17 protein-coding genes are annotated in these 16,893 nt (G+C 45.3%); 13 read left to right on the forward strand and 4 right to left on the reverse strand.

The window, feature by feature from the left end; translation table 11 throughout:
• Positions 1–335: 335 nt before the first annotated feature.
• The gene (locus L4B77_RS12460; RefSeq protein WP_261838124.1) at positions 336–797 is read right to left on the reverse strand and encodes an aminoacyl-tRNA deacylase; all 462 of its coding nucleotides are present in this window, start codon (positions 795–797) and stop codon (positions 336–338) included.
• A gap of 4 nt (positions 798–801) precedes the next feature.
• Positions 802–1,773 carry a tRNA-modifying protein YgfZ gene (gene ygfZ / locus L4B77_RS12465; protein WP_429750770.1) on the reverse strand — a complete coding sequence of 324 codons (972 nt, stop codon included), beginning with the start codon at positions 1,771–1,773 and terminating at the stop codon, positions 802–804.
• Positions 1,774–1,939: 166 nt separating this feature from the next.
• Between ygfZ and L4B77_RS12470 the strand changes: the two genes are divergently transcribed.
• The gene (locus tag L4B77_RS12470; protein ID WP_261838122.1) at positions 1,940–2,200 is read left to right on the forward strand and encodes an FAD assembly factor SdhE; all 261 of its coding nucleotides are present in this window, start codon (positions 1,940–1,942) and stop codon (positions 2,198–2,200) included.
• Positions 2,148–2,567, forward strand: a complete 420-nt coding sequence (locus L4B77_RS12475) for a protein YgfX (RefSeq protein ID WP_429750773.1) — start codon at positions 2,148–2,150, stop codon at positions 2,565–2,567. Before L4B77_RS12470 ends, L4B77_RS12475 begins: the two co-directional genes overlap by 53 nt.
• A 73-nt stretch (positions 2,568–2,640) precedes the next feature.
• Here L4B77_RS12475 and nadB read toward each other — a convergent pair whose 3' ends face one another.
• Positions 2,641–4,251, reverse strand: a complete 1,611-nt coding sequence (nadB, locus tag L4B77_RS12480) for an L-aspartate oxidase (protein WP_261838120.1) — start codon at positions 4,249–4,251, stop codon at positions 2,641–2,643.
• A 388-nt stretch (positions 4,252–4,639) separates the two neighbouring features.
• Here nadB and rpoE point away from each other — a divergent pair, with 388 nt between their 5' ends.
• The 11 genes from rpoE (at position 4,640) to acpS (ending at position 13,953) form a co-directional block, all read left to right on the forward strand.
• The gene (gene rpoE / locus L4B77_RS12485; protein ID WP_008223963.1) at positions 4,640–5,218 is read left to right on the forward strand and encodes an RNA polymerase sigma factor RpoE; all 579 of its coding nucleotides are present in this window, start codon (positions 4,640–4,642) and stop codon (positions 5,216–5,218) included.
• A gap of 25 nt (positions 5,219–5,243) precedes the next feature.
• Positions 5,244–5,867: an RseA family anti-sigma factor gene (locus L4B77_RS12490; RefSeq protein ID WP_429750778.1), complete on the forward strand. Its 624-nt coding sequence runs from the start codon at positions 5,244–5,246 to the stop codon at positions 5,865–5,867.
• On the forward strand, positions 5,864–6,826 hold the full coding sequence (rseB, locus tag L4B77_RS12495) for a sigma-E factor regulatory protein RseB (protein WP_429750780.1): 963 nt from the start codon (positions 5,864–5,866) through the stop codon (positions 6,824–6,826). Before L4B77_RS12490 ends, rseB begins: the two co-directional genes overlap by 4 nt.
• Entirely contained in the window at positions 6,823–7,293 is a 471-nt protein-coding gene (locus tag L4B77_RS12500; protein ID WP_261838117.1) for a SoxR reducing system RseC family protein, read from the forward strand. Before rseB ends, L4B77_RS12500 begins: the two co-directional genes overlap by 4 nt.
• A gap of 137 nt (positions 7,294–7,430) precedes the next feature.
• Positions 7,431–9,224 carry a translation elongation factor 4 gene (gene lepA / locus L4B77_RS12505; protein WP_429750813.1) on the forward strand — a complete coding sequence of 598 codons (1,794 nt, stop codon included), beginning with the start codon at positions 7,431–7,433 and terminating at the stop codon, positions 9,222–9,224.
• A 143-nt stretch (positions 9,225–9,367) separates the two neighbouring features.
• Positions 9,368–10,261, forward strand: a complete 894-nt coding sequence (gene lepB / locus L4B77_RS12510; RefSeq protein WP_372040736.1) for a signal peptidase I — start codon at positions 9,368–9,370, stop codon at positions 10,259–10,261.
• Positions 10,262–10,287: 26 nt separating this feature from the next.
• Positions 10,288–10,965, forward strand: coding sequence for a ribonuclease III (gene rnc / locus L4B77_RS12515; protein ID WP_372040738.1), 678 nt, complete (start codon positions 10,288–10,290; stop codon positions 10,963–10,965).
• Positions 10,958–11,929, forward strand: a complete 972-nt coding sequence (era, locus tag L4B77_RS12520) for a GTPase Era (RefSeq protein ID WP_372040740.1) — start codon at positions 10,958–10,960, stop codon at positions 11,927–11,929. The genes rnc and era overlap by 8 nt, the downstream gene beginning before the upstream one ends.
• A gap of 102 nt (positions 11,930–12,031) precedes the next feature.
• On the forward strand, positions 12,032–12,760 hold the full coding sequence (recO, locus tag L4B77_RS12525; RefSeq protein ID WP_012604785.1) for a DNA repair protein RecO: 729 nt from the start codon (positions 12,032–12,034) through the stop codon (positions 12,758–12,760).
• On the forward strand, positions 12,757–13,494 hold the full coding sequence (pdxJ, locus tag L4B77_RS12530) for a pyridoxine 5'-phosphate synthase (RefSeq protein ID WP_009847651.1): 738 nt from the start codon (positions 12,757–12,759) through the stop codon (positions 13,492–13,494). Before recO ends, pdxJ begins: the two co-directional genes overlap by 4 nt.
• 78 nt (positions 13,495–13,572) lie before the next feature.
• On the forward strand, positions 13,573–13,953 hold the full coding sequence (gene acpS / locus L4B77_RS12535; RefSeq protein WP_017077798.1) for a holo-ACP synthase: 381 nt from the start codon (positions 13,573–13,575) through the stop codon (positions 13,951–13,953).
• Between the two features lie 125 nt (positions 13,954–14,078).
• On the opposite strand, the gene barA is transcribed toward acpS, so the two are convergent.
• Positions 14,079–16,892 (reverse strand): two-component sensor histidine kinase BarA, encoded by a 2,814-nt coding sequence (gene barA / locus L4B77_RS12540; protein WP_261838113.1) that lies wholly within the window; start codon positions 16,890–16,892, stop codon positions 14,079–14,081.
• Position 16,893: the final 1 nt, after the last annotated feature.

The raw sequence follows: 16,893 nt of genomic DNA on the forward strand, positions 1-16,893 counted from the left end.
GCAGTAGGGATGTTACAGATATAAGAATAGGCGTTCTTTTTGTTTTTGTGTAATAAAATTGTAAAATTTAGACATAAAAAAAAGCCCGTCTAAAACGGGCGAATAGTCACAGATGCATTACACAAAAGTGGATGCTGATGTTACTCAGTGGATTCACTTGTACTGATTTGCCTATAGGTTCGTCAGTAAAGTTACCATAACGCAAATTGCATGGTGTGACTACTTATGCCCTTATCTTGACTAAAAAATCATTGATCATACGCTTTTATTACGACGACATTCACACGAAAAATGTATTGAATGAAAAGTTTAGATCAAGTTTGCGAGCGAAAGGATCATCGACTGATGGCCGCCACAATGGGTGTGCAGAGTGCCATAAGATCACCGGGAGCTAGAGCGATACCTGCCATTCGCTCGCCGGAGCTAATGGTAACGGTGGTGTTGTTTTGAATTGAAGGGTCAAAAATGATCGGCATATGCCTCTTTAGCGCAATGGGGCCGACACATCCGACTTGAAAACCGGTAATGGATTCAACATCTTTTAGTGATACGCAGGTCATTCGGCGGCAATTGAGCACTGAGCGCACTTTCTTAGGATCGATAGAACGATCACCGGCGGTACAGGCTAACGCATATTGGTTACCCATATCCTTGAGTAGGATGCACTTCACCATTTGAGAGGCGTCAATGCCTCGCTCTTGCGCGGTCTCTTCGATGCTGGTGGTTGGCTTGCTTTGTATCAGCAGGCGATAGTCCACCTGCTGTTGATCCAGCCATTGTGTAATCAGAGTTTCCACGCGGTTACTCGTCGTTGAGGCTGTAAGGTAATGGCAGAATATTCCATGCTTGATCAGGTTGTGCAGTCAATCGAAGCTGGACATCGTCATCAAGGTTGTTTGGCAGTACCATCAAACCAACCGCTTGGTTATCAGCAAATTGATAGACGTTTAATAGTCGGCCTGCGCCACGCCAGTTCTCACCGACACTGCGCTCCAGTTCAATTGTATTTTCTAGAGGCAATGCTTCTGCTGTCGTCCCGGAAACAATGCGCATCTCACGTTTGTTGATGCCCCGATACTTGGCACGAGCAACGGTTTCTTGACCTGTGTAACAGCCTTTTGAAAAGCTGATACCGCCAATCGCTTGCAGGTTAAGCGCTTGAGGGATGTGCTCGTTTTGCTCTGCTTTCGTTACGTTAGGCTGAGCATCAAGAATTTCATGATACTGCCAAAGCGCTTCCGATACTTTAGCTGCTGAGCTGCTCGATACTAAGGTTGCAGCAGCTTGTTCGGTAATGAGCAGTGCCCAACGATTATCCGAAACTTTAACCGCAGTACCACCAGAGAGTGCTCGCACGTTAGCTTGGCTTTCTGAAATAGAGTCAATGTATTGATCCGCTGAAGGGCCCATCACACCGATAACAACGTCAGACGTTTGCTCAATATCCACTTTAGAGAACACGGCGTATTTTTTGATTTCAACTAACTCTCGTTCAATCGCAGATTTAGGCTGCATGAGAGCGTAGCCGCCATTGTGATGGAACAGGCGGAAGATACTCCATACCTTTCCTTTCGCGTCACAGTGTGCGCCTAATGTGGATTCATCATTAGGAAGAGTCACGACGTCACACGTTACTTGACCTTGCAGGTATGATTTTTTGTCATCGCCTATCATGGTAATAGCACTCCAATCTGATACGTGTGTCATCATCAGTTCTGGAAGCGATTCATTTTGCGTATGAGCAAGTGGCTGAAATGTGTTTTTCCAATCCATTTTATCTTTCCTAAGCATTTTAGTTAGTCCTATGTTAATCCGGTTCTGTTTCTTTGTCAGCCTAGGTTTTTTGTGAGCTTAGATAGGGACTGTGACTCACACAGTAGTTGCGGAGCGTATGACTTGGTACACTCAGAGAAAGAGAAATTATAGGTGAGGATAGCCAATGTACACCGTAGAGCAGAAAGCACGAATTAAATGGGGTTGCCGTCGTGGCATGTTAGAGCTTGATGTCGTTATCATGCCATTTTTTGAAGAGTGTTTTGATTCATTGCAAGAGCAGGAACAGCGCGACTTTGTTTCTCTATTAGAGTGTGATGACCCAGATCTGTTTACTTGGGTAATGGGACATGGGCGCAGTGAAAATCTAGGCCATGCTTCAATGGTTGATAAAATTGTTGCACATAACCTCAGCAAGGTTCGTTAAGCTTCAGCTTACCCCTTCATATTCCGCATTATGTACAAAAGGCACGCTTTTTGGGTGCCTTTTGTTTTCCATCGTCCTGTCTTCTATCCCTCTGGCGGCTAGTCTCTATTGTTTAGCGCTGTTGATCAATTTGTTCCAAACCAATCATGCGATTCTAAACAGTGCCCATGGGTGTTTTGATTACAAAGAAGATGGTGAGATCAGGCTGAATAACCGAACTTACCGACTCAAGTCCGTTGATAAGATCTGGGCGCAGTTCTTCGTTAAATTGCAGTTTGAATGCGGGCACTCGGTATTGCTTTGGCGAGACAGTTGCCGTGAGGGAGAATATCGACACTTTTTGGCGCATTTGCAAAGAGAGCGATAAATAAAGAAAAAGGAGCACTCGGCTCCTTTTCGTTTCATGACTTGTCGCGATTGGCTAATGTGCCTAGTTGCGGTTAGCGCTTCTCTGGCGTCAAAATCGTTGGGCCACTGTCTTCTGCAAGTTCAGGGTAATCCAATGTGTAGTGAAGGCCGCGGCTCTCTTTGCGTTGCATCGCACAGCGAACCATTAGCTCAGCCACTTGCAGCAAGTTACGCAGTTCTAACAGGTTGTTCGAAACCTTGAAATAGCTGTAGTACTCATGAGTTTCTTGCTGCAGCATCTGAATTCGACGTAATGCACGTTCTAGTCGTTTATCGGTTCGTACAATGCCCATGTAATCCCACATGAATAGGCGTAGCTCATGCCAGTTATGCTGGATAATCACTTCTTCATCACTGTTGGTGACTTGGCTTTCATCCCATGCAGGAAGTTCAGCACAAAGTTGAGATTGTTCGATGTTCTCTACGATGTGTTTCGCAGCTGACCACGCGTAAACCACACATTCTAGCAGTGAGTTTGATGCCATACGGTTTGCACCGTGTAGGCCGGTATAACTTACTTCACCAATCGCGTAGAGGTTTTGCAGATCCGTTTGACCGTCTTTATTGACCATGACGCCACCACAAGTGTAGTGAGCGGCAGGCACGATAGGGATTGGCTCTTTGGTCATATCGATGCCCAAGTCCATCAAGCGAGTGTGGATCATCGGGAAATGCGTCGTGATGAACTCTTCAGGCTTGTGACTGATATCAACATACATGCAGTCTGCACCTAGTCGCTTCATTTCGAAGTCGATTGCACGAGCAACCACATCACGTGGAGCCAGTTCACCGCGTTCATCAAAGTCCTTCATGAAACGAGAACCGTCTGGGCGGCGTAGGTATGCACCTTCACCACGCAGTGCTTCCGTTAGTAGGAAGTTACGTGCTTCTGGGTGGAATAAGCAAGTCGGGTGGAACTGGTTGAACTCAAGGTTTGCCACACGACAACCTGCACGCCAAGCGATAGCAATCCCATCCCCTGAAGAGACGTCTGGGTTAGAGGTGTATTGGTAAACTTTTGAAGCGCCGCCTGTTGCGAGTACAACAAATTTTGCGCGCACGGTTTCAACGTGTTCTTGGTTACGGTTCCAAATATAGGCACCAATAACTTTGTCTTTCGAGCCGCCAATCTTATCTTCAGTGATCAAATCCAGCGCATTGTGGCGCTCGAAAATCTCGATGTTTGGGTGATTGTTGACGTTATCTTGTAGTGAGGTTTGCATCGCCATGCCAGTGGCATCGGCAGCGTGCAGAATTCTGCGGTGACTGTGGCCCCCCTCACGAGTGAGGTGATATTTGGGTTGGCCTTCGGTGCTGTTCTCATCTTTATCAAATGGAACCCCCCCATCAATTAGCCATTGCACACACTCTTTCGCATTTTCAGCAATGAATTGAACGGTATCTTCTTCGCATAATCCAGCTCCAGCAATTTGAGTGTCTTCTACATGAGACTCAATACTGTCCGACTCATCGAATACCGCGGCGATACCACCTTGTGCGTAATACGTCGATCCTTCGCTGCGTGGTCCTTTGCTTAATACAATTACTTTTGCATGTTCAGCTACACGTAAGGCTAATGACAAGCCTGCCGCACCACTCCCTACCACTAATACATCACACTGATGTTCACGGTTTGCGTTCATAAAACTTATTCAATCCCAGGCTATAGTCGAGTTGTCCACTCTCAATTGACTTTGTCTTGTTCTAGGCGTTGCAGTAAGAATGTTATAGTCTTCTAATAGTCACCCTAAAACACTACGCAAAATCAAGATATAGACAGCTATCTAGAAATATTTAATTGCTCAATACCGTTGCTTTTGCTCAAATTGCCCTAAATGTATAGGGACATCTATTTTTATTACATCACATTGTGAAACAATAATGGCAAATAATTTTAAGAAAGTTGAACTTTCGGTATTTGGCTCAGTCACAATAATGCTCTTGTAGACGGTGGTGTCAATATTACATTTCTCATAATTAGTACCCATATCTGTGAAGGTAAGGGTGATAACAATAGGAGTACCCGCTCGAATGAACGAGCAGCTAACCGATCAAGTGCTGATTGAGCGAGTTCAGAGTGGAGATAAGCAGGCATTTAACTTATTAGTGGTTAAGTATCAAAACAAAGTCTGTAATCTTATCTCTCGATACGTGAATAATTCCGGTGATGTACCTGATGTAGCACAAGAAGCTTTTATTAAAGCTTACCGCGCGATCCCTAACTTTCGTGGCGAGAGTGCCTTCTATACATGGTTATACCGAATTGCCGTGAATACCGCTAAAAATCATATCGTAGCCCAGAGCCGCAGGCCGCCTGCGACGGATGTCGATGCAGAAGATGCTGAATATTACGAAACAGGCAGTGCATTAAAAGAAATATCGAACCCTGAGAACTTAACGTTGTCAAAAGAATTGAAACAAGTCGTTTTTGGAGCGATAGAAGCGTTACCTGAAGACTTGAAAACTGCAATGACATTGCGAGAGCTCGAAGGTTTGAGCTACGAAGAGATTGCAGAAGTAATGGATTGCCCTGTAGGAACCGTACGTTCGCGTATTTTCCGAGCTCGAGAAGCGGTGGAAAAGAAAATTAAACCTCTTTTACAACGCTAAACTTGTAATAATTATGGTGAAAATAATGGCTGATAAAGAAAAGCTTTCGGCACTCATGGATGGTGAAACGGTCGATAAAGCTCTCATTGTAGATCTCGAATCGGATCAAGAAAGCATGGATATCTGGCAGAGTTATCATTTAATTGGGGATGTCATGCGTGGTGATACGCCAGAAACTCCAGAATGGAACATTGCTCTCAATGTCGCTGCAGCGCTTGATAATGAACCAGTACATGGTTCAATGTGGAATCAGCATCAAGTCAATGTTGAGCCTACTGTCGCCCCTATCGAAGAGCAGCCTAAACCTCAACAAGCGAAGCGTCAGCTACCAGCTTGGTTACAACAGTTTGGACAGGTTGCTGTTGCTGCGTGTGTCTCATTAGTGGTTGTTTTAGGTGTTCAGCAATACGGTGGCAATGACCCCGCAACACCAGAGCAATTACCTGTGCTGCAAACCATTCCATTTTCAGGGTCTGCTGAACCGGTGAGCTTGACACGAGACTCTATCGAGAAGCCTACATCTGAAGCGAATTTGCAAGAACAACGCAAACGCGTTCATGCATTGTTAGAAGATTATGAGCTACAGCTAAGACTAAACAGCAATGCATCGGCGACACAAGATGCACATCTAGAATCGGACATTGAATGAAGAAAATCCTGGTCAGTGCACTGACACTGCTCAGTTTGATATCTCCAACAGCCTTTGCAGAGGAAACCACTGCAAAGGCGTTGTTGCATCAAATGAGCGAGGCCAGTCGGCATCTAAATTATGAACTCTCTTACATATTGATAAAGAAGAACAGCATTGAGCCTTTGCTTTATCGTCATGCAGTAAACAACGACCAACAACTTGCACACCTCGTTTACTTAAGCGGTCCTGTCCGTGAAGTCATTCGACGTGGTAACGAAGTGAGCTACATTGAGCCGGGTACTGAGCCATTTACCATTGAATCTGGTAGCATGGTTGCCCCTGTCATTCCGATGATTAATCGAGATGTCGACGCTCTCAAACAATACTACGATTTCGTAAAAGTTGGTCGCTCTCGTGAAGCGGGTAGCACGGCGCAGGTGTTACGCATCGTGCCGAAAGATGGCCTTCGTTACTCTTATGTGGTTTGGGTAGATGAAAAAACGAACCTTCCTTTACGCGCTGATCTTTTAGACCGTGATGGTGAAGTTTTGGAGCAGTACCGTACAATATCTTACGTGGTGAACGATAAAATTGCGGAGGCGATGGGCGGGTTAAACCAAGCAAAACTGCCGAAAGTTTTGTCGTTACCAGAAGGCTTGGTCAGTGAAACTAATTGGCAAGCGTCTTGGGTTCCTGAAGGGTTTCAGTCAAAAGAGCTCAGTCGTTACCAAATAGCGGCGACCAACCAAATGGTCGAAAGTCAGCTTTTCAGTGATGGACTGTTCAGTTTTTCGGTGTACATCGCTGATAAAGACGAGCATTCATTGAGGGGCCAGTTGGTTCGTCAAGGACGCAGAACCTTACATAGTTTAGTCATTGGTGACAAAGAAATCTCTGTGGTTGGTGATATTCCACCGGCAACGGCAAAGCGCATTGCTCAATCCGTCACGTTTAACCATTCGGTACCAGTGCAATGATGACCGCACTGGCAACGGTTAGCTCAGTCGAACAAAAAGGTAAACACTATTTTGTTCAACTGAGCTGTGAACAACAAACCAGTTGCAGTAGTTGCTCTTCTCAAAAAAGTTGCGGTACAGGTATTGTGACTAAGGCTGTTGGCAATAAGTCTCTGTTTTGGCAGTTGAAAACACAAAGCCTGGTGAGAGAAGGGCAAATCGTAGAGATAGGTTTCCCCGAAAAAAGCCTGCTTCAGTCGGCGGCCATTGTTTATCTGATCCCACTTTTCATGTTGATGATAGGTGCTGGTTTTGGGCAACTCTTATTACAACCCTTACTCGATGGGGGGGAAGGGGTGATTATACTCAGTGCTGCACTATTTACTGCTGGTGGTATTGCTTTAGCGAAGCGCTTAGCTAAACCCATGGAAGATAAATCCAAGCAGGAAGTCGTCTTGATTCGAATTCTAGGTGAGCCTCTCGTCTAATTTATGATGCGTCTTGCCCTTAAATTGGGTAGAATCTGCCAACTTGATTGAAATGCCGCCACCAATGCAGAATACAAATTGGAAGCATGGCGGTTTTCTTATTATCCCTATTCAAAGAGTTTAGTCACACCAAGCCTATGAAGCACATTCGTAATTTTTCGATAATCGCCCACATCGACCACGGTAAGTCGACCCTTTCTGACCGCTTAATCCAAGTTTGTGGAGGGTTAAGTGAACGTGAGATGGCAGCTCAAGTCCTCGATTCTATGGATATAGAACGCGAGCGTGGTATTACCATTAAAGCGCAAAGTGTGACTTTGGATTACAAAGCTAAAGATGGTGAAACTTACCAACTTAACTTTATCGATACTCCTGGACACGTAGACTTCTCTTACGAAGTCTCTCGCTCTCTCGCTGCTTGTGAAGGCGCGCTACTTGTCGTGGATGCTGGCCAAGGTGTTGAAGCGCAAACTCTAGCAAACTGTTACACCGCGATAGAAATGGAGCTGGAAGTCGTGCCAATCTTGAACAAGATTGACCTGCCAGCGGCTGAACCTGAGCGTGTAGCTGAAGAAATCGAAGAGATCGTTGGTATCGATGCGATGGAAGCGACGCGCTGTTCTGCAAAAACTGGTTTAGGTGTTGACGACGTTCTTGAAAACATCGTAACAGCTATCCCACCACCGGAAGGTGATCCAGAAGCGCCACTACAAGCGCTGATCATCGACTCTTGGTTTGATAACTACCTTGGTGTCGTTTCTTTGGTTCGTATTAAAAACGGTAAGCTGAAGAAGAACGACAAGATTAAAGTGATGTCGACAGGCCAAGTTTGGGGGGTTGACCGTCTCGGTATCTTCACACCTAAGCAAATCGACACAACGGAGCTAGATACTGGCGAAGTTGGTTGGGTTGTTTGTGGTATTAAAGACATTCTTGGCGCCCCGGTTGGTGATACGTTGACGCTGGCGAAAGGCGGCTGTACAGAACGTCTACCTGGCTTCCAAAAAGTGAAACCTCAGGTGTATGCGGGTCTATTCCCAGTATCGTCTGATGATTATGAAAACTTCCGTGACGCACTCGGTAAATTAAGCCTTAACGATGCATCACTGTTCTACGAACCAGAAAGTTCAGCAGCACTTGGTTTTGGTTTCCGTTGTGGCTTCTTAGGAATGCTTCACATGGAAATCATTCAAGAGCGTTTAGAGCGTGAATACGACCTAGACCTAATCACGACGGCACCAACCGTAGTGTATGAAGTTGTTAAAACAGATAAAACGGTTTTGTACGTTGATAGCCCGGCTAAATTGCCAGCAATTAATGATATAGAGGAAATTCGTGAGCCTATCGCTCGTTGTAATATCCTGGTTCCGTCTGACTACTTAGGTAACGTGATCACCTTGTGTGTAGAAAAACGTGGTGTTCAAGTTGATATGGTTTACCACGGTAAACAAGTCGCTGTGACATACGACCTACCAATGGCCGAGGTGGTTCTAGACTTCTTCGACCGTTTGAAGTCAACCTCACGTGGCTATGCATCATTGGATTACAACTTCCAACGCTTTGAAATGTCTAAGATGGTTCGTGTCGACGTATTGCTGAATGGTGAAACGGTTGATGCATTGGCGATCATTACTCATAAAGACATCGCACAGTCTCGTGGTCGTCTACTGGTTGAGAAGATGAAAGAGTTCATCCCTCGTCAAATGTTTGATATCGCGATTCAAGCCGCAATTGGTAACCACATCATTGCTCGTTCGACAGTGAAACAACTGCGTAAGAACGTGATTGCGAAGTGTTACGGTGGTGATATCAGTCGTAAGAAGAAACTTCTTAAGAAACAAAAAGAAGGTAAGAAGCGCATGAAGCAGATCGGTAACGTTGAACTGCCTCAAGAAGCGTTCCTTGCAATCCTTCACGTTGGAAAAGACTAGGTTTCAATCGTACTAACTGTTTACAAAATTGGATAAGCAGTGAGTGAGCATGGTTGAAGCACATTAGAAATATTAAGCAGAGTGAAAGAGTTATGCTCTTTCACTTTCGTTATTTTTAAAGAAATGAAATTTAAGGGATATCAATGGCTAATACATTTTCGCTTATCTTAGTGATCGTAACTCTAGTGACCGGCATTGTATGGGCGTTGGAAAAGTTTGTGTGGGCGAAGAAGCGCCAGCAAAAGCTTGCTGACGTTGAAGCACAATCAAATGGCCTAGATGCTGAAACCAGTGCAAAAGTTACGGCTCAGCCTTGGTGGGTTGAAAATAGTGTGTCCATTTTCCCAGTCATAGCCTTTGTTTTGATTTTACGTTCATTCATCTATGAACCGTTTCAAATTCCGTCAGGCTCAATGATGCCAACACTGTTAGTGGGTGACTTTATCTTAGTTGAGAAGTACGCGTACGGACTAAAAGATCCGGTATGGCAGACTCAATTGGTGGATATAGGCAAGCCAGAACGTGGCGATTCCATTGTATTTAAGTATCCCCCTCAACCGAGTATCGACTACATTAAACGTGTTGTTGGTATGCCTGGTGATACCATTCGTTACAGTAACAAAGAGATCTGTATTCAAGCTAAAGGGACAAGCCACTGTGAAACCGTGAAGCTCAATCATGTTGAAGAGAGCCCATTCATCCAAGATGGTGTGCCTTTGATTCAGATGAAAGAGCAGCTCGGAGACGTGGAACATCAGATTCTAGTGAACCCATTACGCCGCGATCGTGTTCAAGCATATCAGCCTCGTCATGGTGTCAATGAGTGGATCGTTCCAGAAGGCGAGTACTTTGTTATGGGGGATAACCGTGACAACAGTGCAGACAGTCGTTACTGGGGCTTTGTCCCTGAAGCAAACCTTGTTGGTAAGGCCGTTGCTATTTGGATCAGTTTTGAATTCGAACGCGGTACTGACAGTATACTTCCAGCATGGATTCCTACTGGTGTGCGTTTTAATCGCATCGGTGGGATTCATTAATCGATCACATACTACATCGAGAGAGCATGAATTCTCCAATTGATAAACTAGAGAGAAAGATTGGCTATCAGTTCAATGATGCCGATCTTATCCATTTGGCGCTGACTCATCGCAGCGCCGCGGGTAAACATAACGAACGTCTTGAGTTTCTGGGCGATTCAATTTTAAGTTTTGTTATCGCGGATGATCTTTACCACCGTTTTCCTAAGGTAAATGAAGGTGATATGAGCCGCATGCGTGCAACTTTAGTGCGTGGTCATACATTGGCAGAACTAGGTCGTGAATTCGAACTAGGAGATTACTTAAAATTAGGTCCAGGTGAGTTGAAAAGTGGCGGTTTCCGTCGTGATTCTATTCTAGCGGATGCTGTTGAAGCGATTATCGGTGCTGTCTATTTAGATAGTGATACTGAGATGGTGCGCAGTATTATTTTAAGCTGGTACCAATCTCGCCTAGATGCAATTCAGCCTGGTGTCTCTCAAAAAGATCCCAAAACTCGTTTACAAGAGTTTTTACAAGGTCGAAGAAATCCCCTGCCTGTCTACACAGTGACTAATATTAAAGGTGAAGCACATAACCAAGAGTTTACGGTTGAGTGTGAAGTGGCAGGTGTGGATAAACCTGTTATCGGTAAAGGCACTAGCCGCCGCAAGGCAGAACAAGCGGCTGCTGAAACAGCATTAGAGCAACTAAGCAATGTCTGATAACAATCAAGATTTCGATATCGATGCATTCTTTTCATCGGATAGCAAAAAAACGGGATTACCGGAAAACCAACACTGTGGCTTTATCGCTATCGTGGGTCGACCAAACGTAGGTAAATCGACGCTTCTGAACCATATTTTGGGTCAGAAAATCTCGATCACATCACGTAAACCTCAGACGACACGCCACCGTATTATGGGCGTAGAAACTGAAGGTGATTACCAAGCGATCTACGTTGATACTCCTGGACTTCATATCGAAGAAAAGCGTGCAATCAACCGTTTGATGAACCGTGCGGCGAACAGCTCACTGAGCGATGTAAACCTAGTATTTTTCCTTGTTGACGGTACTCACTGGACTGACGACGATGAAATGGTACTGAACAAGCTGAGAAAAACAGATTTCCCAGTGGTCCTTTGTATTAACAAGGTAGACAACGTTCAAGACCGTACTGACGTGATGCAGCACATGATGGAAGTGTCTAAGAAGATGGACTTCCTTGATGTTGTACCAATCTCGGCGAAGCAAGGTAAGAATATCGATGTACTGCGTAAGCACGTGCGTAACGCTTTACCTAAAGCGACGCATCACTTCCCTGAAGAGTACGTAACGGATCGTTCACAGCGCTTTATGGCCTCTGAAATCATCCGTGAAAAACTGATGCGATTCACAGGCGAAGAGCTACCTTACTCAGTAACGGTTGAGATCGAGCGTTTCGATTACAACCCAGATAACGATGGCTTCCACATCAATGCTTTGATTCTTGTTGAACGTACTGGTCAGAAGAAGATGGTGATTGGTAAAGCGGGCGAGAAGATCAAAACGATTGGTCGTGAAGCGCGTATCGACATGGAAGAACTGTTCGGTCGTAAGGTTTACCTAGAGACTTGGGTTAAAGTTAAGTCTGGTTGGGCTGATGATGAGCGTGCACTTCGCTCGTTAGGCTACATCGACGATCTATAATATATTGAACGTCACTTTCTGAGATTAAGAAAGTTGAACTGAATATAATTTCAAGAGAGAGTGCGAACTCTCTCTTTTTGTATCGGTAAGAAGGGTAAGTGATTGAGCGAAGGGCTACAGCGATGCTTTGTGTTGCACCGTCGACCATACAGTGAGTCGAGCCTAATTCTGGACGTCTTCAGTGAAGAGTACGGAAGGGTGACGTTGATGTCTAAAGGTGCAAGGAGTAAGCGTTCTAATTTGAAAGGGGCATTGCAACCTTTTACGCCGCTACTGCTTAAGTGGTCTGGCAATGGTTCAATGAAAACGTTACGCCAAGCCGAACCCATCAGCTTGGGGCTTCCTCTTGCCGGTATTAATCTGTATTCCGCTATGTATGTCAATGAGCTAGTTGGCCGTGTGTTGATGGCTGAAGTGGCCATGCCCGCATTTTTTCACGACTATCTTCATGCTTTAACCGAACTCGCTCATAATGAGAACCCTGAGCCAGCGCTACGTCGTTTTGAATTGGCTCTACTTTCCGCTATGGGGTATGGCGTCGACTTTTTGCATTGTGCTGGTACTGGTGAAGCGATCGATCCAAGTATGACTTATCGCTATCGAGAGCAGAAAGGTTTCATCGCTTCTGTACGTCGAGATAACCTGACATTTATGGGCGATGAACTTATCGCAATTAGTGAACGTAGGTTTATCACTAAAGAGCAGTTAAAAGCAGCAAAACGCTTTACACGCATAGCCTTAAAGCCGTATCTTGGCGGCAAACCATTAAAAAGTAGAGAGCTATTTATGCCAACAATAGCCCTCTCTAGAGCACGGAGTATTGGAAAATGAGCTCAATCCTTTTAGGCGTTAATATCGACCATATTGCTACACTACGTAATGCACGTGGTACTAAATACCCAGATCCAGTACACGCAGCTGAAATTGCTGAACGTGCGGGTGCTGATGGCATTACCATTCACCTGCGCGAAGATCGCCGTCATATTGTTGATCGCGATGTACGTATTCTTGCTGAGACAATCCAGACTCGCATGAACTTAGAGATGGCAGTGACCGACGAGATGGTGCAAATTGCACTCGATACTAATCCTGAGTTCGTTTGTCTAGTTCCAGAAAAGCGCGAAGAGCTGACCACAGAAGGCGGCTTGGACGTGGTTGGTCAACTTGAAAAGATCAAAGCAGCGACGGAAAAACTGTCGGCTGCAGGTATCAAAGTATCTCTGTTTATCGATGCAGATCGTGAGCAAATCGACGCAGCAAAAGCGTGTGGCGCACCGTTCATTGAACTGCATACTGGTCATTACGCTGATGCGAAAACAGAAGAAGATCAGCAAGATGAGCTTAAAAAGATTGCTGCAGGCGCAAGCTACGCGGACGATCTTGGTATCACAGTGAATGCGGGTCATGGTCTGACTTATCATAACGTAGCGCCGATTGCGGCACTTCCTGAGATTTACGAGTTGAACATCGGTCACTCGATCATGGGACGCGCAGTCTTTGATGGTTTGAATAAAGCCGTTGCAGACATGAAAGCCGTGATGGAAACAGCACGCAACAACGCTTAATTTTCTAGACAGTAAGCGTTAAGTCGTAAGCGACTAATTAGTAGAGTTAATAGATAGAAGCTTGGTAGTAGGGTAAACATGGCTGTTGTTGGATTAGGTACAGATATCGCAGAAATCGAACGTGTTGAAAAGGCGCTGTCACGAAGTGGCGACGCTTTTGCTCAGCGTATTTTGACCGACTCTGAGTTTGAAGTATTTCAGCAACTGAAGCAAAAAGGACGTTACCTTGCAAAACGCTTTGCTGCCAAAGAAGCGGCCTCTAAGGCGTTGGGCACGGGTATCGCGCTTGGTGTGACCTTTCACGATTTCGAAATTTCAAACGATGAGCATGGCAAGCCCGTTCTAAGCCTACATAAAAAGGCGCGTGAAATCGCAGAAGCGAGTGGTACAAAGTCGATTCATCTGACTATTTCCGATGAGCGCCATTATGCGGTGGCGACGGTACTACTCGAGTCATAAATAGATTACCGTTACTCTATAATCTAGTGCTGTAGGTTCTAGACAGAAAAAAGCAGAGCTTATGAGCTCTGCTTTTTTATTGGTGGGAAACCGTCGAACGAATAGATGAGAGTAACAAGTACTCGCTAGGTCTTGGCGGATTTCAAGTAATGAATCGCGGTTGCTTGAACCTTATCTAATTCATCCTGAAGTTCGAAAAGCTCCGGTTCGATGTCTTCAACAGAAGTGCCAGAACGCAACTCGCGTTCTATCGTTGCACATACCGATTTTAGCCTTGGCACACCACTGTATGAGCTGCTGCCATGCATCTTGTGGATGATGTGTATCAGTTGCTCAACGGGGTAATCACTGTCTTCTATTGCTTTGTCTGCGGCCTCATAAACCTCAGGGATGAAATCTACGAGCATCTGCAACATGTCTCGGGCAAGATCTTCTTTATTGGCGGCTTGCTTCAATGCGGCTTGCCAATCAATGATGATGTCTTTATGCACGCTGGTTTCTGTTTCTGAAACCTGACTATTATGGATTTCAGTGGAAACGGCAGGATGATCTGGGTCTATCTTTTCGATGTGTTCAACTTTAGAGAGTGGGCTCCAGTGAATCAATACTTGCTGCAAGACATGCTCTTCGATTGGCTTGGTTAAGTAGTCATCCATGCCCGCGTCAAGCAGTCGGTCACGTTCACCAATCATCGCATGGGCGGTAACGGCTATTACAGGTGTATTCGCATGGTTCGGCAGTTTCTTAATGTTCTGACAAGCCGTCACCCCATCCATTTGTGGCATTTGAATATCCATAAAAATGATATCAAATGGTATTTCGGTCGCTTTGTCTATTGCCTGCTGACCACTGGTACAACTGATGACAGTTTCGACACGCTCTTTGAGTAGTGCGGTGATCAGCTTAAGGTTGGCTGGGTTATCATCGACCGCCAATACCGTAAGCGGAAGCTTCTCTTCGGAATGTGTTTCAATCGCAGGTGCAATTAAGGTTGGTGCTTGGTTAGACACCAACGTTTGCAGTAGTTTCTTACGAGATAGAGGCTTGGTAATGCATTGCACATCCACCTCTTTCATCAGTTGTTCACCGAGTGCCAGCTCAGTACTTGGCGTGCCAATAATTACGTTCTGAGCAATTTTTTTAGCACCAATCGCCCAACCACTTACGGTATCGAATTGGTAGTCTTGGTTTGCCGCAAGGTTAAGCAGGACGTAGTCATACGAGATTGACTCATCCGGCATCACCGAACGATAAGTGACGATCAAGCCTTCTTGAGTCAAGGTTTGCTGAGTAATTGAAGCCGCTTGCATGTTGGGTTCGATCAACAGTAACTGTTTATCTTGGAGACACTGAGTATCAATCAGTTCTGTCATCGGCATATCGGTGGTCGAAAGCCTTAATGTAAACCAGAACGTTGAACCTTGGTGTAGGCGACTAGTGAGGCTGATCTCTCCCCCCATTTGGCTAACAAGCTTCTGAGTGATAACCAAACCTAAGCCTGTACCGCCATAGCGACGAGAGATACTAGCATCGGCTTGGCTGAAGGCTTGGAATAGCTGGGCTTGTTGACGCTCAGAGATACCAATACCGGTATCTCTAACCATGAATTGTAGTTCGATGTTGTCTTCACTTTGTGAGCGAAGCTCAACGCTGATATCAATGTTGCCTCGCTCTGTAAACTTGATTGAATTGCCAACGAGGTTGGTTAGGATTTGTTGAATACGCAATGGATCGCCAACAACACCAGGTGGCACTTTCGGATCGATCTTAAGGGTCAGTTCTAGGCCTTTCTCATGAGCATTCGTTGCTTGAAGATTCACGACTTCCTCAAGACTCGCTTGTAACTCAAAAGGAATGTTTTCTAGGGCAAGCTTGCCGGCTTCCAGTTTCGAGAAGTCCAAGATATCGTTAATGATGCTCAGCAGATTGTTCGCCGAGCGTTCGATGGTTAGCAGGTAATCGGTTTGGCTGTTCGATAGGTGAGTCTTAAGCATTTGACGAGTAAAGCCAATCACCCCGTTGAGTGGCGTTCTCAGTTCGTGAGACATGTTTGCTAAGAATTCAGACTTAACACGTGCTGCTTCTTGTGCTCGTTTTTTTGCTATGTCTAGTTCGACGTTTTGAATTTCTAGTTGTTCAAGTGTTTCGCGCAGATCCGATGTCGCTTGATCGATACTGTGTTGCATCTCAACGTGATATTCAGATAACGATACTGCCATCGCGTTGATCCCGTTTTTGAGTGAGTCGAGCTCACCATGCATTTTACCTTCGATACGCACATCTAAATGACCTCGACGGATGCGGTCAACCATGTTTTTCATGTGTGTGATTGGTTGAGTGACATCGTGCATTAAACGGAAGGCAAAGACGGCCGAAAGGCCAAGTCCGAGAATAAGAACCAAGAAAGCAGAAAACACTTCTTGATACTGTTGTAACCGTAATGAAGACAGGTCGAGCTCAATCGCGATATAACCGATCGCCTGGTTAGCTTCAGATTGACCATTGGCTGAGTTGATGTACTGCCCTTCTGAAATGATAGGCGTCCGAAGAATCAGTGTATTATCGATGAGACTTGATGAGCTCAAGTGCGGTATTGGCTTATCTTTCGGGTAGGTCAGACTTTCAAAATTAGGGTGGAAGTTTGAGGTCACAAACAGCTCATGATGCTTATCAAATACCGCGATACTGCGCACCAGTTTGGAATTCTTTCGGTGTGCATAGCTAATCAGCTGACGAACAGACTCTCGACTTCCGAGCTTCATCCCTGATTCACTCGCAATCGCCAGTGGTTCAATGATACTCGTCCCTGTGTTAACCACCAGCCCTTCAAGGTCTTGATAGCGGTTAAATGAGAAAAATGCACTCAATAGCAACCCAATAATCAGGGTAGGAGCTAGAGTTAAGGTGATTACACGGGCTCTTAAGCCATATCTGTTCATG

This window comes from Vibrio minamisatsumaniensis (genome assembly GCF_050337445.1).
In the GTDB taxonomy this organism is placed as follows: domain Bacteria; phylum Pseudomonadota; class Gammaproteobacteria; order Enterobacterales; family Vibrionaceae; genus Vibrio; species Vibrio artabrorum.